Annotated in this window: 14 protein-coding genes and 1 pseudogene; 9 read left to right on the top strand and 6 right to left on the bottom strand. The window is 71.8% G+C overall.

Features of this window, described 5'->3' with window-relative positions; translation table 11 throughout:
- Window positions 1–20: 20 nt before the first annotated feature.
- Both ACFV6E_RS22305 and ACFV6E_RS22300 read right to left on the bottom strand, forming a co-directional pair.
- Complete coding sequence (locus ACFV6E_RS22305) at window positions 21–692, bottom strand: hypothetical protein (RefSeq protein WP_385176311.1); 672 nt, start codon at window positions 690–692, stop codon at window positions 21–23.
- A 121-nt stretch (window positions 693–813) separates the two neighbouring features.
- Window positions 814–1,845, bottom strand: coding sequence for a carboxymuconolactone decarboxylase family protein (locus tag ACFV6E_RS22300; RefSeq protein WP_385463914.1), 1,032 nt, complete (start codon window positions 1,843–1,845; stop codon window positions 814–816).
- Between the two features lie 467 nt (window positions 1,846–2,312).
- On the opposite strand from ACFV6E_RS22300, the gene ACFV6E_RS22295 reads away from it, so the two are divergent.
- The 3 genes from ACFV6E_RS22295 to ACFV6E_RS22285 are packed head-to-tail and all read left to right on the top strand — an operon-like array spanning window position 2,313 to window position 4,807.
- Window positions 2,313–3,422, top strand: a complete 1,110-nt coding sequence (locus ACFV6E_RS22295) for a sensor histidine kinase (RefSeq protein WP_385176317.1) — start codon at window positions 2,313–2,315, stop codon at window positions 3,420–3,422.
- Window positions 3,419–4,114 carry a response regulator gene (locus tag ACFV6E_RS22290; RefSeq protein WP_385176320.1) on the top strand — a complete coding sequence of 232 codons (696 nt, stop codon included), beginning with the start codon at window positions 3,419–3,421 and terminating at the stop codon, window positions 4,112–4,114. The genes ACFV6E_RS22295 and ACFV6E_RS22290 overlap by 4 nt, the downstream gene beginning before the upstream one ends.
- Before the next feature lie 36 nt (window positions 4,115–4,150).
- Window positions 4,151–4,807, top strand: a complete 657-nt coding sequence (locus ACFV6E_RS22285; RefSeq protein ID WP_385463911.1) for a DUF4232 domain-containing protein — start codon at window positions 4,151–4,153, stop codon at window positions 4,805–4,807.
- Between the two features lie 70 nt (window positions 4,808–4,877).
- On the opposite strand, the pseudogene ACFV6E_RS22280 reads toward ACFV6E_RS22285, so the two are convergent.
- The 4 genes and pseudogenes from ACFV6E_RS22280 to ACFV6E_RS22265 all read right to left on the bottom strand — a co-directional run.
- Window positions 4,878–5,408 (bottom strand): annotated as a pseudogene (locus ACFV6E_RS22280) (biotin/lipoate A/B protein ligase family protein); the annotation flags it as partial.
- Between the two features lie 95 nt (window positions 5,409–5,503).
- On the bottom strand, window positions 5,504–6,568 hold the full coding sequence (locus ACFV6E_RS22275; protein WP_385463908.1) for a lipoate--protein ligase family protein: 1,065 nt from the start codon (window positions 6,566–6,568) through the stop codon (window positions 5,504–5,506).
- 101 nt (window positions 6,569–6,669) lie between these two features.
- On the bottom strand, window positions 6,670–7,086 hold the full coding sequence (locus tag ACFV6E_RS22270) for a transposase (protein ID WP_385464005.1): 417 nt from the start codon (window positions 7,084–7,086) through the stop codon (window positions 6,670–6,672).
- Window positions 7,087–7,401: 315 nt separating this feature from the next.
- A complete protein-coding gene (locus tag ACFV6E_RS22265; protein ID WP_385463905.1) occupies window positions 7,402–7,797 on the bottom strand; it encodes a helix-turn-helix domain-containing protein in 396 nt (131 codons plus the stop codon).
- A 201-nt stretch (window positions 7,798–7,998) separates the two neighbouring features.
- Between ACFV6E_RS22265 and ACFV6E_RS22260 the strand changes: the two genes are divergently transcribed.
- From ACFV6E_RS22260 to ACFV6E_RS22235, 6 genes are all read left to right on the top strand, one after another.
- Window positions 7,999–9,081, top strand: coding sequence for a PLAT/LH2 domain-containing protein (locus tag ACFV6E_RS22260; protein ID WP_385463902.1), 1,083 nt, complete (start codon window positions 7,999–8,001; stop codon window positions 9,079–9,081).
- Between the two features lie 170 nt (window positions 9,082–9,251).
- On the top strand, window positions 9,252–11,528 hold the full coding sequence (locus tag ACFV6E_RS22255) for a hypothetical protein (RefSeq protein WP_385463900.1): 2,277 nt from the start codon (window positions 9,252–9,254) through the stop codon (window positions 11,526–11,528).
- Window positions 11,525–12,670 carry a hypothetical protein gene (locus ACFV6E_RS22250; RefSeq protein WP_385463897.1) on the top strand — a complete coding sequence of 382 codons (1,146 nt, stop codon included), beginning with the start codon at window positions 11,525–11,527 and terminating at the stop codon, window positions 12,668–12,670. Before ACFV6E_RS22255 ends, ACFV6E_RS22250 begins: the two co-directional genes overlap by 4 nt.
- Window positions 12,671–12,705: 35 nt before the next feature.
- Window positions 12,706–13,596 carry a hypothetical protein gene (locus ACFV6E_RS22245; RefSeq protein WP_385463894.1) on the top strand — a complete coding sequence of 297 codons (891 nt, stop codon included), beginning with the start codon at window positions 12,706–12,708 and terminating at the stop codon, window positions 13,594–13,596.
- Between the two features lie 233 nt (window positions 13,597–13,829).
- Window positions 13,830–14,144, top strand: a complete 315-nt coding sequence (locus tag ACFV6E_RS22240) for a hypothetical protein (RefSeq protein WP_385463891.1) — start codon at window positions 13,830–13,832, stop codon at window positions 14,142–14,144.
- Window positions 14,145–14,156: 12 nt separating this feature from the next.
- Window positions 14,157–17,606: a CHAT domain-containing protein gene (locus tag ACFV6E_RS22235; protein WP_385463889.1), complete on the top strand. Its 3,450-nt coding sequence runs from the start codon at window positions 14,157–14,159 to the stop codon at window positions 17,604–17,606.
- Window positions 17,607–17,624: the final 18 nt, after the last annotated feature.

Raw genomic sequence — 17,624 nt, 5'->3', positions numbered from 1 at the left:
GGGCCGCGCGGGAGCGGGCTCTAGCGAGCCTTCTCCAGCGCGGCCACCGCCTCCTTCGCGGCCTTGATCGCGCCCTTGTTGATCACATCCGTGGAGGGCGCCTTCTTCGTCTCGAAGTCGCTGCCGTTGTACGTGATCACGATCAGCGCGTTGGCCGCGCGGGCCAGCACCACGCCCTCGCGCGTCTGCTGCTTGTCCTCGGTGGTCAGATTCACCACCGAGTACGCAGCGTCGGCAAGGCCCGGCACAGAACCGCCGCCGCTCTTCTCCTCGGTGCGTTCCTTGTACGCCTTCTCCGCCGCGCTGTCCGACTCCTTGATCTCGTAGGAGACGTCGAGCCAGCGGTAGTCGTACTCCTTGAGGGCGTTCCAGGAGCAGGTGCGACGTACGGCCTCGTCCGTCGAGGCGATCTCCTGCCCGGCGGTCTTGGCGCCCGGCACCAGCGATTTGACCGTCGCCGAGCTCAGGCCCTCGCACGGCGCGGGGGAGGTGGTGTACGTCTTGGCCGCCGCCGAGCTCGCGGGCGCGGACGCCTCGCCGGTGGCGGTACCGGTCTTCTTCTCGGACGATTCGTGCTCGGCGGTCGCGGTCGTGGCGAACGGACCGGACGACAGCGCCCAGCCGGCCGCGGCGAGCACGGCGACGGGCAGCAGACGCGCGGTCAGAGCGAGCGGCAGAGGTAGGGAACGCACGGCGCACTTCTCGTGGGGGACGGTGCGGAAGGAGTCCGCACAGCGGACGGGACGCCAGTGTCACACGACTCCCTGTGGGGCGGAAGTGCGAACTCGCTCCGTACCTGTGCGGTCACTGTGCTCACTGTCGCCGGGCCGTGAACGGGCCCTCCGCGGCGGGCGCGACACCCGGCCCGAAAGCGGACGCGATGCGGTCGACCGCGGCGAACGCCCCGTATGCCACGAGACGCACCAGACAGCCGTCGGTGTACGCGGGCCGCCGCCAGGCCCACACGTCCTCGTCGGTGAGCCGGTAGGGGGCCAGCGCGGCCAGCACCGCGATCCGCGCGCCCGGCCGGGAACGGTCCGGCAGGCCGTCCCACGCCGGCGGCGGATGCGAACCGTCCCAGGCGGCCACCGCGTGCCCGACCAGCGCCCGGTCGGCCGCGTCCAGCAGCTCCGCGCCTCCGGCGGCGGCCCCGGCGAGCGCCGCGTAGGCCGGTCCGGCGGCCGTGCCCCGCGCCCACCCGGGCCCGGGTGCGGAGCCCGCCTCGCCGAGCAGCGCCAGGGACCGGCCGGGCACGGCCCGCCGCCGCACCGTCCTCGCCACCGAGCGGCCCAGGAGGCTCCGCACGGCCCGCAGCCGCTGGGCGTTGTACGGCAGCAGGGTCTCGGTCAGCAGCGCGGACACCACGCGGTTGATGAAGTGGAAGGCGAGCGCCGTGCCCAGGTACCCGGGAGCGTGCGCGTCGGGGAAGGGGAACGGCGTCAGCTCCGGGGACCCCGGAGTGCGGGTCGCCCTGCCCCACGCCAGCACGCGCGCGTGCCCCTCGTCGGCCGGGGTGCCGCCGCGCGCCAGGGTCTCCGCGAGGGCGTGATCGCCGGTGGCGTGCAGCAGCATCGTGTGCGCGTCCACGCAGAAGGGGCAGCGGTTGGCCTCGGACACGCCGTAGGCGGCGAGTTCCTTGCCCGTCCTGGTGCCGGGGCCCGCGATCAGCGACTCCCGCATCAGCGCCCAGGCGGGCGCCAGCACCTCGGGCGCCGAGGACAGCACGACGAAGGTGGTGGCCCGCTCGATGCCGAAGTCCTCGGCGAGCTGGGCGTAGACGTCGGCGACGACACCGGTGGCCCGCGTGGGCGGCGGCGGGGTGGTGTGACGGAAGGGACCGGGCACGGTGGACTCCTCATGACGGCGGTGCTGGCGGGTGCGGGCGGGGCGAGGCGGGCGGTACGGGCGGTACGGGCGGTACAGGCGGTACGGGCGGTACGGGCGGTACGGGCGGTACGGGCGGCACGGGCGGTACGGCGGTACGGGCGGTACGGCGGTAAGGGCGGTACGGCGGTACGGGCGGTACGGCGGCACGGGCGCTCCCCCGGGAGCGGGCGGGGAGCGTCCGGGAGCCGGACGGTGTCCTCCGCGCGACCGTGCCGCCGTACGGTGCCGGGCCGCCGTTTCCGTACCGGGGCGGCGGCCGGGGACCACTCTCGCCCGGGGCGGTGCCCGCCGTCGTCGTACCGGGGGAGACATCGCGGGCTGCGCCGCGCGGGCCGTGGGTGGCCGCGACTACTGCGCGGGGAGTAGTCCGGGAGCCGTCCACAGGGGTGACGCGGTTGTCGGTGCCGCCGTCTACCGTGCGGGACATGCAGGTGAAGCCAGAGGTCCGCCGGTGGTCGGCCGACGGTGCGCTCGCGCTCGTCGTCGGCGCCCTCGTCATGACGGCGGCCGCCTCCGAGGCCGCCGCCCCGGCCGACTACGCGCTGATCGCGGTGGGTTCGGCGGCCCTCGCCGGGTACCGGCGGGCGCCGCGCGCGGTGCTGGCCGTCGCCGCCGCGGCCACGACGGCGTACGTGCTGCACGCCCGGCCCGGCGCGCTCGCGGCGCTGCCGCTGATCGGCGCCGTCCACACGGCGTCCCGCGCGGGCCACCGCGCCCCGGCCGCCGTCGCGAGCGCGCTCTTCCTCGCCGCGTACGCCACGACGGGGGCGACGGCCGGGGACGGGCTCGCGGACACGCTGCTCCTCGCGGGCTGGTTCCTGTGCGCGCTGGTGACGGGCCTCGCGGACCGCAACTGGCAGGCGTACCTGCGCCAGACGGAGCAGCGCGCCCTGGAGGCGGAGCGCACCCGCGAGGAGGCGGCCCTGCGCCGGGCGGGCGAGGAACGGCTGCGCATAGCCCGGGAGCTGCACGACTCGCTCACCCACAGCATCTCGATCGTGAAGCTCCAGGCGGGCGTCGCCGTCCACCTGGCCCGCAAGAACGGCGAGGAGGTGCCGCCCGCGCTGCTCGCCATCCAGGAGGCGGGCGGCGAGGCGATGCGCGAACTGCGCGCCACCCTGGAGGTGCTGCGCACCGACGAGCCCACCGGGACGCCCGCCCTGCTGGTGGAGCGCGCCCGCACGGCGGGCCTCGCCGTCGGTCTGGCGGTCACCGGCGACGAACGCCCGCTCCCGGCGGCCGTGGACCGCGCGGCGTACCGCATCGTCCAGGAGGGTCTGACGAACGCCGCCCGGCACGCGGGCCCGGCCAAGGTGACGGTCCAACTTGACTACGGAAGCGACCTGTTGACGGTGCGGGTGGACGACGACGGCAGCGCGGTCCCGTCCCGCCCGCCGGTGCCCGGCATCGGCCTCACCGGTATGCGCGAACGCGTCACCGCCCTGGGCGGCACCCTGCACGCCGCCGCGCGCCCGGAGGGCGGCTTCGCCCTCCGCGCGGAACTGCCGCTCGGCGGGACAGGGGCGGGCACGTGAACGGCACGGGCGGTACGGGCGGGCCGGTCCGGGTGGTGCTCGTCGACGACCAGGCGCTGATGCGCGCCGGGTTCCGGGCCCTGCTGGACGCCGAGGACGGCATCGAGGTGGTCGGCGAGGCCGCCGACGGCCGGGCGGGGCTCGCCCTGGTGCGGGAGCTGGTGCCGGACGTCGCGCTCATCGACGTACAGATGCCGGTGATGACGGGCATCGAGACGACGCGGCACATCGCCGCCGACCCCAGGCTGTCCGGCGTCCGCGTCGTGATCCTCACCAACTACGGCTTCGACGCGTACGTCTTCGAGGCGCTGCGGGCCGGGGCCGGCGGGTTCCTGCTCAAGGACACCGAGCCCGCCGACCTGTTGCAGGCGATCGACGTCGTCGCGCGCGGCGAGGCGCTGCTCTCGCCGTCCGTCACCCGCACCCTGATCGGCGAGTTCGTCTCCCGGCCCCCGGACCGCACCGCCGCGCCCGGACTCGAGGCCCTCACCCGCCGTGAGCGCGAGGTCACCGCGCTCGCCGCGCGCGGACTGTCGAACGAGGAGATCGCCGCCCACATGGTCATCAGCCCCTACACGGCCAAGACGCACATCAGCCGCGCCATGACCAAGCTCGGCGCCCGCGACCGGGCCCAGCTGGTCGTGTTCGCCTACGAGTCGGGGCTGGTCACCGCCCGGCGGGACGCCCGGTGAGGCACCGGCCCGCAAGGAGCGTGCGATGATCGGCGCGTGATCGCGATACCCCGGGGGCCCGTGCGCGGCACCGCCCTCGTCTGTCTGCTGGCGCTCGGCGCGGCCGGCTGTGGGCTCTCCGCCGAACTGGACCGTGAGCGCAATCCGGAGCGCAGGCCCACTCCGTCGCCGACGCGCACCACTCCGTCGCCCGTGCCGACGTTCACGGCGGTCCCGTCGCCCTCCCCGTCGGCGTCCGTGCCGGTGCAGCGGGCGGAGGGCTGCCCGGCGTCCGGGGTGCGGTACTCGACCGGCGCGGTGGACGGCGCCATGGGACTGCGCGCGATGACGCTCACCCTGACCAACTGCGGTGAACGGTCCTACCGGCTGCGCGGCTACCCCTACCTGGAGGTCCTCGACGACACGGGCGAACCGATCCCGGCGGTGCGCAGCGTCCAGGGCACGGACCAGGTGCCGATGGCCCCGGAGGACCCCGGCCCGAAGACGGTGACGCTGGCCCCGGGCGAGAGCGCGCGGGCCGGGCTCTACTGGCGGATGGCGGCCGAGGACGGCGTCTATCTGCGGGTGGGCCCGGGCGACGGCAGCACCCCCACGAACGTACGCCTGCCGGAACCGCTGGACATCGGCCCGGAGAACGTCCTCGGGACGACGGCCTGGACGAGCGCGGAGGGGGCTCCCGGACAGTACCGCTGAGGTTCCCCCCGGTGAGACCCCCCTCCCGAGCGGCACGTCCGACCGTTACGGAACCCGTGCCGTCCGACCGTTACGGAACCCGTGCCGTCCACTCCGCCGAGCGGAACTTCGTCCGGGCCAGTTCCTCCGCGCGGGCCAGCTCCTCCGGCGTCACCTTGCCGTCCGTCAGCCCGTACCGCCCGCGGAACGACTCGACCATCCGCCCGATGACGGCCTCCCGCGCCAGCCCGGTCTGGCGGCGCAGCGGGTCCACCTGCTTCTTCGCGCTCTTCGTGCCCTTGTCGGCGAGCTTCTCCCGGCCGATGCGCAGCACCTCGACCATTTTGTCCGCGTCGATGTCGTACGACATGGTCACGTGGTGCAGGACGGCGCCGGGCCCGCCGCCCGGTCCGACCATGCGCTTCTGGGCGGCACCGGCGATCTTCCCCTGGTCCGTGGCGATGTCGTTCAGCGGCTGGTACCACGCCTTGATGCCCATGTCGCCGAGCGCGCCGAGCACCCAGTCGTCGAGGTAGGCGTAGCTGTCCTGGAAGGAGAGGCCCTGCACCAGCGCCTCCGGCACGGAGAGCGAGTACGTGATCGTGTTGCCCGGCTCCACGAAGGTCGGACGGGGAAGACACTACGAGCTGGCGTGACCATGGGCAAGGGCCTACTCGCCCTGCCAGGTGAGAGGCGGCACCCGGCAGGGCGCGGCGTTCACGGCACGCGCGCGGTCCACACCTCGGTTGCGAACTTCGTCCGCACCAGTTCCTCAGCGCGGGCCATCTCTTCCGCCGTGACTTCGCCAGCGGTCAGCCCGTAGCGATTGCGGAAGGAGGCGACCATGTTCTCGATGACCTGCTCCCGCGCGAGGCCCGTCTGCCGGCGCAGCGGGTCGACACGCTTCTTGGCGCTCTTGGTGCCCTTGTCGGACATCTTCTCCTTGCCGATGCGGAGCACCTCGAGCATCTTGTCGGCGTCGATGTCGTAGGACATCGTCACGTGATGGAGGACGGCTCCAGGGCCGCCATCAGGACCGACCACGCGCTTCTGGGCCGCACCGGCAATCTTGCCTGCCTCGGTGGCGATGTCGTTCAGCGGCTGGTACCAGGCCTTGATGCCCATGTCACCGAGTGCGCCGAGCACCCAGTCGTCGAGGTAGGCGTAGCTGTCCGCGAAGGAGAGGCCCGAGACCAGGGACTCCGGCACGGACAGGGAGTACGTGATCGTACTCATGGGCTCTACGAACATGGCCCCACCACCGGAAATACGGCGCACCACGGTCATCCCGTGCTTCGCGGCCCCTTCGGGGTCCACCTCGTTCCGCAGGGACTGGAAGCTGCCGATCACCACGGAAGGCGAGGCCCACTCCCATACCCGTAGGGTCGGGGCTCGCCGCCCGGCGGCCACCTCGGCGGTGATCACCTCGTCCAGCGCCATGTGCAGGGCCGGTGCCTGCGGCTCCGTGTGCACCAGCTGCCAGTCGTAGTCGCCCCACTCGGTCGCGTGGGCCAGAGCGCGCCGGACGGCGATGCCGACGCCCTCTGCTGTCAGCCCGAGCATCACGGTCGACTCCGGCAGCGCTGCCGTGATTCGGCCGGCCAGCCCTGCCGCGTCCGTCGATGAGGGTGAACCCTCAAGGGCTGCGTTGATCGAGAGGATCGCTTCGTCCGGCTCCAGGAAGAAGTCCCCGGCGACTCGCACGTTGCGCAGGACACCGTCCTCGACATCCAGATCTACGACGACCAGCTTGCCGCCGGGCACCTTGTACTCGCCATGCACGGCTTCGTTTCCTTCCAGCGCGACTGTACGTGTCCTGGGCCTGCTGCTTTGGCATTCGGACAGGTGGACATCGTATGGATTGCACCTTACTGCTGCGTTCCTCAAAGGCGGTACTCGAAGCGGCGTCTCATGGTGCGGGTCGGTGGCTTGGGCCGGCCCCATATCCGGGGGCGGGCAGAGGTGTTGAGTTGGGTGGTGGCGACGCGGGTGGCCTGGTCGATCTCGTCTGTGTCGGCGAAGGATTGGCCCGCGAGAGCGGCCTTGCGGAACAGGCGCCACCAGCCTTCCTGCAGGTTGAGCCAGCAGGCGCCGACCGGGATGAAGGTGTGCTGAATGCGTGGGTGGCCCGCCAGCCATTCGCGGGTTGACTTGCTGTTGTGGCTGGACGCGTTGTCCGTCACCACCACGAGGGTGCCGACCGGGTTGGCCCCTTCAAGCTGCTGCAGGAAGGCCTGGTAGTGGACGCTGCTACGGTACGGTGCCGTCATGGTGAGAGCCTGCCCGTCCGCGGGCCGCAGGGCCCCGTAGACCCAGGTCTTTCCGGCCCGCGGGCATAGTCGAGCACGGCCTTGATGCGGTGCCCGTCCGGCGACCAGCCCGGCGCGGCTGGGAACGTGCGCGGGATGACCGGACCCAGTTCATCGGCGCAGATCACCGTCGTGTCGGGTGGCGGATCGGTGTAGAGACCGATGACGTTCGTCCTTCTGGGACGAAGTCCGGACCGCGGCTGCTGGCCCAGGACCGGGTACAACGCCACCGCACCCCCTCGGCCAGCAGGATGCGCCGCACCTGAGAGCGGTGGACATCGATGCCTTGGCGTCGGGCAGCGGCGGTCAGCGTGTCCAGGGTCCATTCACCCGGTACCGTTTCTCGGCAGCCAGATCACCCCACGGCTCACGCACCAGCCGTCCGGGTGGGTCGCAGCCGACCAACTCGATGATGCGGGAACGCTCCGCTTCGGTGATGCGGCGCTTGCGTCCGCACCCGGGCCGGTCACCGAGCCCGTCGACGCCTTGTCCATTGAACCGGTGCAGCCACTTGCGGACCGTCTTCTCCCGACAGCCCAGCCGGTCCGCGATCGCTGGAACGCGCAGCCCGTCCCAACTCAACGCGACGATGGTGGCTCGCAGCATCCAGTCCGCCGGCACATGCCGCGCACCGGCCAGCTTCCGGATCTGCTTCTCCTCGGCCGCGTCCCTGGCCGGGCAGGCCGACAGCACCTTCGGCATGACACCTCCACACCGATCCAGGCCCTTCCCCTGACCTCAAAGTACTCCGCCAACGAGGAACGCAGCAGTAAGCATCCTGCATCCCTTTGCGCTGCACCGGTACATCGAGCGCGGTGAAGTGCGCTATCGCACGCCTCTGGGGGACGAAGTGGCGACAACCAGATCCTTGGCTTCAATTGTCGAGCGAGCAGGAGGGATGCCATGACCGTGACATACCGAGTAACTGTTGTGACCGGCACGGAAGACGGCTCTGGTACCGACGCCAACGTGTACATCACCTTGCTGGGTGAGAAGCCCGACGGAACCGCAACCTCGAGCGGGGAACGTGAACTCGCGAACTCCGCCGACAACTTCGAATGGGGCCAAGTCGATGTCTTCAACCTCGAAACTGACGACCTGGGCCCGCTGACCAGCCTGGTCATCCGGCACAACAATGCCAATGGGCGGCCTGGATGGTATCTCGACCGAATCATCGCGGAAGACGAGACACACCACAGCAGGTATGTCTTCCCCTGCAACCGGTGGCTCGCGAGGGACGAGGATGACGGCCAGATCGTGCGCACTCTGTACGAGCAAGGAGGAGAGCGGCGGCAGGTCCGTCAAGCGGCCTCGATACCGCCGAGCGGGCTCGGGCTGAGCAAAAGCTCGAATGCCTCACCAGGCAGGGAAGTGATCACCTCGGACGTGGACGGTGCTGCCTACCTGATCAAGGATGGGCAGCGGCACAGGATTGCCAGCCCTGTCAGTCTCATGGCAGCCGGACTCGACCCACGCGAGCCGGACAGCATCACGCACCGGACTCTCTCCGCCGCACAACTGGAACAGATACCCATGGCTGGTGTGTTGCCGGTCAGCGGCAGCCGGCAGTTCGACTCCGGGTTGGTGCACCTGGGCGCCAACCACTGGATGCGCACCTGGGGAAGCCTGGACCTCGGCAGTGGCCAGATAGCGGCCCAGACCCGCACGGCCACATTCACGTGGTTCGGGGGGTACCACGGTGCCACGTACGTCATCTTCAGCGACCGCAACGACGCCCCGGTGCACAAGACGGGCTTCTACCGCTACGGAGTCGACGGAACCTGGATCGGCCTTTCGGACCGCACTGACGCATGGTGGGAAACCGTGTCTGCGGCCGATGCCCGGCGTATCACCAACCACACCATCTTTTTGGTGTGGGCTCCGGACAGCTTCCAGACGATGCTCGACAGGTGGGTCGATTCAGGCCAGAAGGTCGCGGCCCTGGTTGCCCAGGCCGCTGCCATCGCCGCAGTGGTTTCCGGCTGACTCTGCTGCATCCAGGCATGATCGCCCCCCGTTGCATGGCGCGCGCGCCCGGCGCACAGCAAGTTGTCACGCAACAGATGGTTCGTCCCCCTGTTGTCCGTCGACTGCCGGGCCAGCACGCCGAGCCCTAGGCTGGCCACCCACTTCGTCACGCTTCGGGGGGAGCTTTCGTGGGAGACACCGCTATACGTCTGACCGCGCTGATTGCCGCTCGCAGGGAACGGCTGACACACATCGAATCTGCCACTCACCGATGGAGCGCGGTCAGTGCGGGGCTGACCGAACTGCAGAGCTCTCTGAAGAGGCTGGCGGCCCATCCCGACCTCTCCGACGAGGTGAGGGTCCAGCTGTCCGCGCCCTCCCTCCCACCGGCCCAGGCCGCCGTCGCCGAACTGCACGAGCTGTTGCGCGCCGCAGCGTCCCGCTTCGCCCGGGATACCGTGAACATCGGGGTCAGCGGTCGCGCCCGAGTAGGCAAGAGCACCCTGCTGCAGTCCATATCCGGGCTGTCGGACACCCAGATCCCGACCGGTTCGGGGTTGCCGGTCACCGCGGTCCGCAGCCGGATCTTCCACTCAAGCGGACCTGAGCGGGCCGTGCTCCGTTTCCACGACTCGGAATCCTTCTTGTCCGAGGTGGTACACCCGTACCACGCCCAGATCGGCCTGCCTGCCGCGCCGATGTCCTTGGAGGAGTTCCGCTGCTGGCGCTACCCGGAGCCGGAGGGCTCGGCAGACTCGGAACCCGTGGCTCTGCTGGTACGACTGCGGCAGATGCAGCAGGCACTGTGGTCGTACGAGACCGACCTCACCGGCGGCGAGCGCGTCCTGGACCTGGACGAACTCCGTCCTTATGTCGCCTACCCCACCGACGAACAAGTGGAATCGGGTGACGCCTGCCCCCGCCCGTATCTCGCTGTGCGCGACGCACGGATCGACTGCTCGTTCCCGCACGCCGATGTGGCGAGCCTGGGCATCGTGGACCTGCCGGGCCTCGGGGAGAACGACGTCCAGTCGGAGACGCATCACGTCGTCGGCCTGCGTCATGAAGTGGACCTGGTCGTGATGGTGAAACGGCCGGTGGAAGGCATGGGGTACTGGGGCAAGGAGGATGCCAAGGCGCTCAGCCTGCTGGACGAGGTACGCGGCTTCATCCAACAGCGTGGCAATTTCGTCGAACTGCTGCTGAACGTCGGCACCTCCGAGGACCACACCCGCGCTCCCGCCCTGCGGAACCACATCAAACGAGAGGTGAACGGTGGCCAGGACGGCCGCTGGTACACGGTCCGCGAGACGAACGCGAAGGACGCCGAGGCGGTGGGCACGCAACTGCTGGGTCCCCTGCTTGACCGGCTCGCCCGCACGCTGCCGGTCATGGACGACGACATCCTCAACGGGACGCGCCGAGCCGAGAAGGTGGCCGCGCTGCGGGTCGTCGCGGTGCTGGCCGAGGTGCGGCAGGCGCTGACCGGGGCCCGGTCGCGCAGCGCGGCACCGGCCGAGGACCTCGAGGTCCGGGTACAGGAGCTCCGTCGGTCCCTGGCCGTCGATCTGTCGGTGCTGCTGGAGGAGCTGCGCACGTACGCGTACGCGAAGGACCCGGACCCCGACTACGAGACCGCCGTGGAGGCCGCCCACCGGCAGCTGCGCTGCTGGCTGGCAGCCGGCCTAGGCACGGGGCCGCAGGACGACGACCCGGACACGGCACGGAGCACCTGGTGCGAGGAGGCACTGCGCGTCATGCGGGTGGCGCTCTCCAGCGGCGGGCTCGTGGCGGACGAGCTGCACCGGATCAGGGTGGGTACCGGCCGCCACTTCTCCAGGGTGGACACCTACTTCGACCGCCGGGTCGCCTGGCTCTGGACCGAGGTGACCACCCTGCTGGCCGGTCACACGGGGACACTGCTCACGGAGCGGCCGGGTCAGCAGGGGCTGCGCGCTCTGGCCGGGTTCGCCCGTGCCGCCGCGGAGCCCTGTCCCACCCTGGAGGAGGCCGTGGAGGGACTGTTGGAGCTGCGGCTGGACTACCGCAGTCAGCTCCACCCCAGGGTCCACCGCGAGCTGGAGCGGCTCCGTCCGCAGCAGCGTGATCCCCTGACCGGCATGCCGCAGCCGCAGATCGTGGTCGAGATCAGTCCGGCCGGCGCCGGGGAGTTGTACGAGTACCTCTCCGAGCGGGCCGAACAGACCGCCCACCGGACGCGGCAGGCCCTGCTGCGGGAGTCCATGACGCCGGCCACGGTGCTGCTGTCGGCGCTGGAGCACTTCGACGACCTGCTGATCCGGTCGGCCGACGCCGAGCGTGACCTGCGCCGCTTCGCCCGGAGTTACCGCAATGAGCTCTGGCCGGGAGTGTACGAGGGGTTGGACTCGGGCCACGCCCGGTTCGCCGCGGTGGAGTCGGCGTGCAGAACGGTCCAGGAGACGCTGGAAGGTGCGGCGGTATGAGCCCGACCGGCCTGTCGGCCCCGGAGTTCAAGATCGGTGTACTGGGCCCGAGCCGGGTCGGCAAGACCTCGCTCATCGCGTCCATCCTGGCCGACAGCTCGCGCATCCTCAGTGGGACAGGGGTGACGCTCAGGCCTCGGGGCAAGCCCACGGAGATCCGCATCATGAACCGGCGCACCGAACTGGACGGCGCCGTGCTGTCCGGGAGGTTCAACGCCGGCGCACTGGCCGGGAACAAGGACGCGGTCCGCTTCGACCTTGCGCTGGAGATCGGGGCGTCGAGTGCCGGCATCCGGCTGAGCCTGCTGGACTTCCCCGGTGGCTGGCTGAAGGCGACCACCCGCCCCGACGAGCAGGAGGAGGAGTGGCTGCGGTGCCGCACGTTCATGGCGGAGAGCAGTGTGCTGCTCATCCCGATCGACGCGACCGTGCTGATGGAAGCGTCTTCCTCCCGGCACCGGCGGGCCGTTCCCGCCATCCTCACCACCCCCGAGGTACAGGCTGTGGCCGAGGAGTGGGCGAAGGAACGGACGATGCGGCCGGAGGAGCCGGCGCTGGTGATCCTGACGCCGGTCAAGTGCGAGAGCTACTTCGCCGACAACGGCGGGACCGTGGCGGCCGGCCAGATACTCCTCGACACGGTGCAGCAGGTGTACGCGAACGTCCTGGACGACGTACGGGCCAACGCTCCCGAGGCACAGATCCTGTACTGCCCGGTGGACACCCTGGGCTGTGTGGAGCTGCTCAACGCGGAGTGGGAGGCATCCCCCGGGACGCCCGGTGGGTTCGACTTCAAGGCCAAGTTCGGCACCCGGAAGCCGACCAGGATCTCGGTGCACGGCGCGGAGGACGTGCTCATCGCGGTGTGCCGGCTGCTCACCTCCGCCCGCCGGGAGGCGGAGCGGGAGGAGCTGATCGACCTGCAGGGCAGGGCGCTGCGGGCGGAGGCGCTCGCCCGGCAGAAGGAGGGCTTCGTCCGCAGCGTCTGGCTGTGGGCCAACGGCACCGTGGCCGCCCGGCGGCTCGACGCGTCGGAGAAGTCGCGGGCGGCCGAGATCAGTCGGCAGCGGACCCTCCTCCTGGCCGAGGCCGTAGACACGCTGGCGAACCGCGGGTTCAGCGACCGGGTCAGGACGTTCTAGCCAGTGCGACGAGGCTCACCCGGAGAAGGGGATCGATGGACGGATACGTGATGTTCCGCGCGCGGCGCCGGGACAGGGACTACGACTACCTCGGCGCAGCGCCACCCGCCCAATGGTGGCGGTCCTACGCGGAGGTCGCCGACTTCGAGTATCCGACGCTCCTGGTCGAGTCGGACGCCTCGGGCTGGCGGGCCTACCTCAGCGGGATCCGCTCGGCACGGACCGACGCGGTGGGTACTCCCCTGCGCTTCACTCTGGTGCTGTCCGGCACCCCTGCGGACGAAGCGGCTCCGCGGGTCGCCCGGTTCGCCGTCCAATGGCTGGAGGACGTCGCCGCCTCGCAGCCGGCGGGAGCGGTGGCCGCGTGCCTCGACCGACACTTCCCGGCCAAGGCCGCGGACCGGCTGCTGGGGTCGCGGGGTCCCGCCGCGGTGGAAGAGGCACGGCTGCGTCTGGACGAGGCCCTGGCGGACCCGGACGGACCGGCGGCGCGCGATAAGCACGGCGACGGCGGGCAGGACGGCTCCGGACCGCCGTCCTGGATCAACGCGGTGCACGATCCCCCGTCCCGGGAGTGTTTCGCCGTGCGCGTCGCCGGACTGCTCGCCGGCGCACCGGGCCGCGCACTTCTGCTCAACCTGGCCACGGAGGCACAGGACGTAGCGATCACAGGCCCTGAGGACCGTGTGGCCGTGCTGGTCGTCCGTCCAGCGAAGGACTTCGGTGCGGGACCGGTGGCGATTCTGGGAAAAGTCCCGGGCCTGGTGGAGGCCGGGCCGGTACGCAGGACGCCTCTCGGTCTCTGGCGGAGCAGGAGCACCGGGCAGAAGGCACTCATCGCGCTGGGGATCATCGTGCTGGCGGCGGCGGCCGTGGGAGCCGCGGGCCACGCCGCGGGGGCCTGGAACGCGGGGAACCTGTTCTGACCGAGGGTCCGGGAGACGGCCCGGCCGGGTCGCGGCGCCTGGTGCTGTGGAGCCCCGAAGAGGGCGTCGCCCGTGTGTTCACCGTGGACTGGCACCGTCCGCCGCCGGAGGAAGGCTCCGGGCGGGCGGAGTTCACGGCGCATCCGGACTGTCCGGCCGCGGCCGGACAGTCCGGGACTCTGGAGGTCGAAGTCCATTCATGTCTGTCCGGCGCAGGCCGGATCATCGGCGGAGTGGGCAGCAAGTTGCTCTCAGCGGCCTGCAACCTCCCCGATCGCCCTGACAGGGCGATCGGGGAGGCGGTGCACGGCCTCGCCGAACTCGCGGAGCTCGCGGACCCGCGCAACAGAGTCGATCTGACGCTGCGCTTCCACGAGGCGAACGACCAACCGGCCGCCTCGTTCCGGCTGACGGGCCGGACGGTGACGGCGCCCTTGGCCGACACCGGCCGGTTGGTGGAGTGGGACGACTGCCACGTCCGATGGGGCGGGTCTCCCGGGAGCATGCGGTGTGTCGCGCCCCTCTCCCTGCCCCCGATACCCGGATGAGAGGGCTCCCGCGTGGTGGTGACCCGTGACCTGCTGCTGTCCCTTCTCCTCTGCGGGCACGGCACTCCCCCGCCAGGGGGCGTTCCGCCGGCGGAACGCCCCCTGGCCGAAGCGGCGGCCGCGCTCGCCGCGGGCGAACCGAAACGCGCGCTACGGGAACTGGCCCCCGGTACGACACCGGCCACCGCCGCCTCGCGCACGGCCGTCCACGACGTGGCGGACGCGCTCCGCATCGCCGCGCTTACCCAGGATCTCAACTGGTACCCGGGCGACGGCGGCGCGGTGATGTCCGAGGAGGACATCGTCCGCGCCGTCCGCCCGGTACCCCGCCCGGTGGCCGACTCCGACGCCACGCTCCTCATCCTGGTCGCCGCCCGCTTGATACCCGACGTCCAGAGCGCCCGGGCCGTCGCCGACAGCTCCCGGACCGCCCAGGACCCCCCGTCGGCCCACCGCGCGCTGGAGCAGCTCACCGCGCGGGACGCCCAGCTGGCCGCGCTCGCCCCGCCGTCGACACGTGCCCATCTGTGGACCGCGGCGGCGGACGTGGCCCACCGTGCCGGGCTCGTGGACGAGACAACGGCGGCCCTGACGACCGCCCGGTCCCTCGCGGGCACCGATCCGGCGGCCCTCGCCCGGCTGGACACCCTCGAAGGGGACATGGCGCTGGAGCCCCAGTCCTCGCCCGAACTCCTCGGCCTGCGCCTGGACATGGCCGTCCCGGACACCGTCCGTCCCGATGCGGAGTCGGCGCGCGCCCGCTACGCACGTGCCGATGCCCTGTTCACCCGGCTGGGCTTCGGCGGCGGGCGCGCCGCCATCGCACTACGGCGGGCCCATCTGGCCCGTCGTGACCACGACGTGACGGCGTGTGCAGCGTTTCTGGACGCGGCCGGGCGCACGGCACGGGAGTCAGGTGCCGGAGCGCTCGCGCGGCTCGTGGAGGCGCACCGGGCCGTCGATCGGATCGACGGCGGCGAGGACGTCCCGGCCGACGCGCTCGACGAGCTCTCCCGCTGGTCCTGGATCGATGGGAGCGACAGCTTCGCCCGCGGCCTGGTACGGCTGCTCGTCATGCGCTCCCGCACGTGGCGGGAGCGGGGCGCGACCCTGCCCGCGCTGCGCTGTCTGCGTCTGGCGCGTCGTCTGGCCGTGTCGCTGGACGCGTCGGTGGAGCGCGAACTCGTCAAACGGGCCCATGTCGAGCTCGCGGACCGGCTGAACGTCCGCCGGGCCTCGGCCGTGCTGCTGGCCGCCGACACCGCGGACGCGATCGCCCGGCTCGGCGGTGGACCCGTCGACGAACTGGCCTTCGGGCGCGCCGCGAGCCTGGCGATCTCCTTCAACAACACCGTCCAAGCTCTGGGAGACCCGGATCTGGCCGTCGTCGACGCGGCCCGTATCGATGAGTTGTGCCGACTGTCGACGCAGATCTCCGACGTCTCACCGATGACCGCGCAGATCATCCGAATGGTGCGTGCCGCCGCCCGTGAAGCGGCCCTGATGCTTCCCTACCACAAGGGACAGCGGGCGCTGTCCGCCGGCTACCGCGACGAGGCCCGTCGGCACTTCGCCCTGGCGCTCGCAGCGGCGGAGCGGGAGGGGAACGACTTGCTGCGGTGCCTCCTGCGCTACCTGCTCGACTGCCGGAAGGAGGCGCACGAGGTCGCCCTCGCCCTGTTCCTCCGTGGTGATCTGCATCCCGACCACGCGGTTTCGCTGTTCCTCCGGCTGGCCGACCCGGCCACCGCGGACCGGGCGCTGACCCTGCTCGACCAGGCGGGCTGGACCGGACCGCGGGATCGGCCCTGGGCGGACCCGGCCCGCCGGGCGGAACTGGCGATGGCACTGGGCCGGCACCGCGAAGCGGCCCGGCTCTCCGGCACAGCCCTCGGCCTGTTCGATCGGCACGTCTCCCAGCTCGTCCGGGACCCGTTGCGCAGCGCGGCCACCGACCATGTCGATGTGGCCGGCATGTTCCACACGGCCGTCCGCGCCCGTCTCGCACTCGTGTCGGAGGACCGTGCCGCGCTCGCCGCTTCCTTCGAACTGTCCGACCGCTGCCGCGGTGTCGCAGTCGACACCCTGCGCTCCCTGCATGAGCTGCCGTCCGGGCCTGCCCGGAACGCCGCGCGTGGCTGGCTGCGGGCGGGGTCCCGTTGGGCGGCGGCATACGAGGAGCTGACACGTGCGGTACTCACCACGGAGGCCGTGGCCGGCCGCTCCGGATCCGTCCTGCGCCCGGAGGTGCTCGGCGCGGAGGACGCGCTGGACGCGGCGGAGTCGGAGGTGGCGCGCCATGCGCCCGCGCTGCTCAAGGATCACCGGGAATGGGAGCGGGGCGCACTGATGGAGGAGGTGCGGGCGGCGCTCCCCGCCGACGCGGCGCTGCTCATGTACGAGTCGTTCGACCAGGAGCTGATCGTGTGGTCCGTCGAGCGGGACCGGGTGAATTACCGTCAGCTTCCCTGCCGCGCGCGGGACCTCGCTTGTGACGTACGCCGGTTCCACACCGCGTGCGCCACTGGCGGCGTGGACGGTGCGGGAGCGGCGGCTCTCGCGGAGGGGCTCCTCGGGCCCGTCGCCGCCGCGGTCGACGCCGGCCGGCGGCTGTACGTCATCCCCCATGGAGCCCTGTCCCTGCTGCCGTTCCACGTGTTGCCCCACCACGGCAGGCCACTCGGTCTGTCGCGGACGCTCTCGTACCTGCCGTCGGCCGCGCTGCTGACCCTGCCCGGGTCCGGAAAGCGGCCCCGGGCCGGCGCCCCGGCTCTGCTCGTCGGCGACCCCGCGTACGCTCCGGAACGGGGGCTGGCCCGGCTTCCGGGCACAGCGACGGAGGTGACCGCCGTCGCGCGCGTGCTCGGTGCGGGTCCTCCGTTGACGGGGGCGGCGGCGACGGCACGGAACGTGGGTGCCGGGGCGGCGGGTGCCTCGGTGCTCCACTTCGCGACACACGGTCTGGTCGACGAGCGCGGCCCCAACCTCGGCCGAGTGGCCCTGGCGGGTCACGACCGGCTGACCGTCGCAGACTTGATGGGGCTCGACCTGACCGAGGCCCTGGTGGTGCTGTCGGCGTGCCACACCGGTCGCGGCACCGCCACGGTCGGCGGTGATGTCGTGGGCCTGACCCGGGCCGCTGTGACGGCGGGCGCCCGGCACGTCGTCGTCTCGCTGTGGCCGGTGGACGACGAGGCGGGCTGCCTGACCATGGTCGCGCTGTACGAGCGACTGGCCGGAGGGGGCCGGGGAGTGGCCGAGGCCCTGGCCGCCGCCCAACGATGGGTGCGCGGTCTCGGCACGGCGGGCCGGCACGCCGCCTACGAGGCCCTGCGAGCACGGGAGGGCACCGCGGCGGCGGCGCCCTGGGCGAGGGACGGCCGAATGCCGCCCTTCGCGCGGAAGCAAGACATGGACGACCTGCCCTACCACTGGGCACCGTTCGTCCACGTCGGCGGCTGACGGGCGGAACGACCGCCC

Source organism: Streptomyces sp. NPDC059785 (assembly GCF_042732375.1).
Classification (GTDB): Bacteria; Actinomycetota; Actinomycetes; order Streptomycetales; family Streptomycetaceae; genus Streptomyces.
This window is presented reverse-complemented; position numbering and strand designations above follow the sequence as displayed.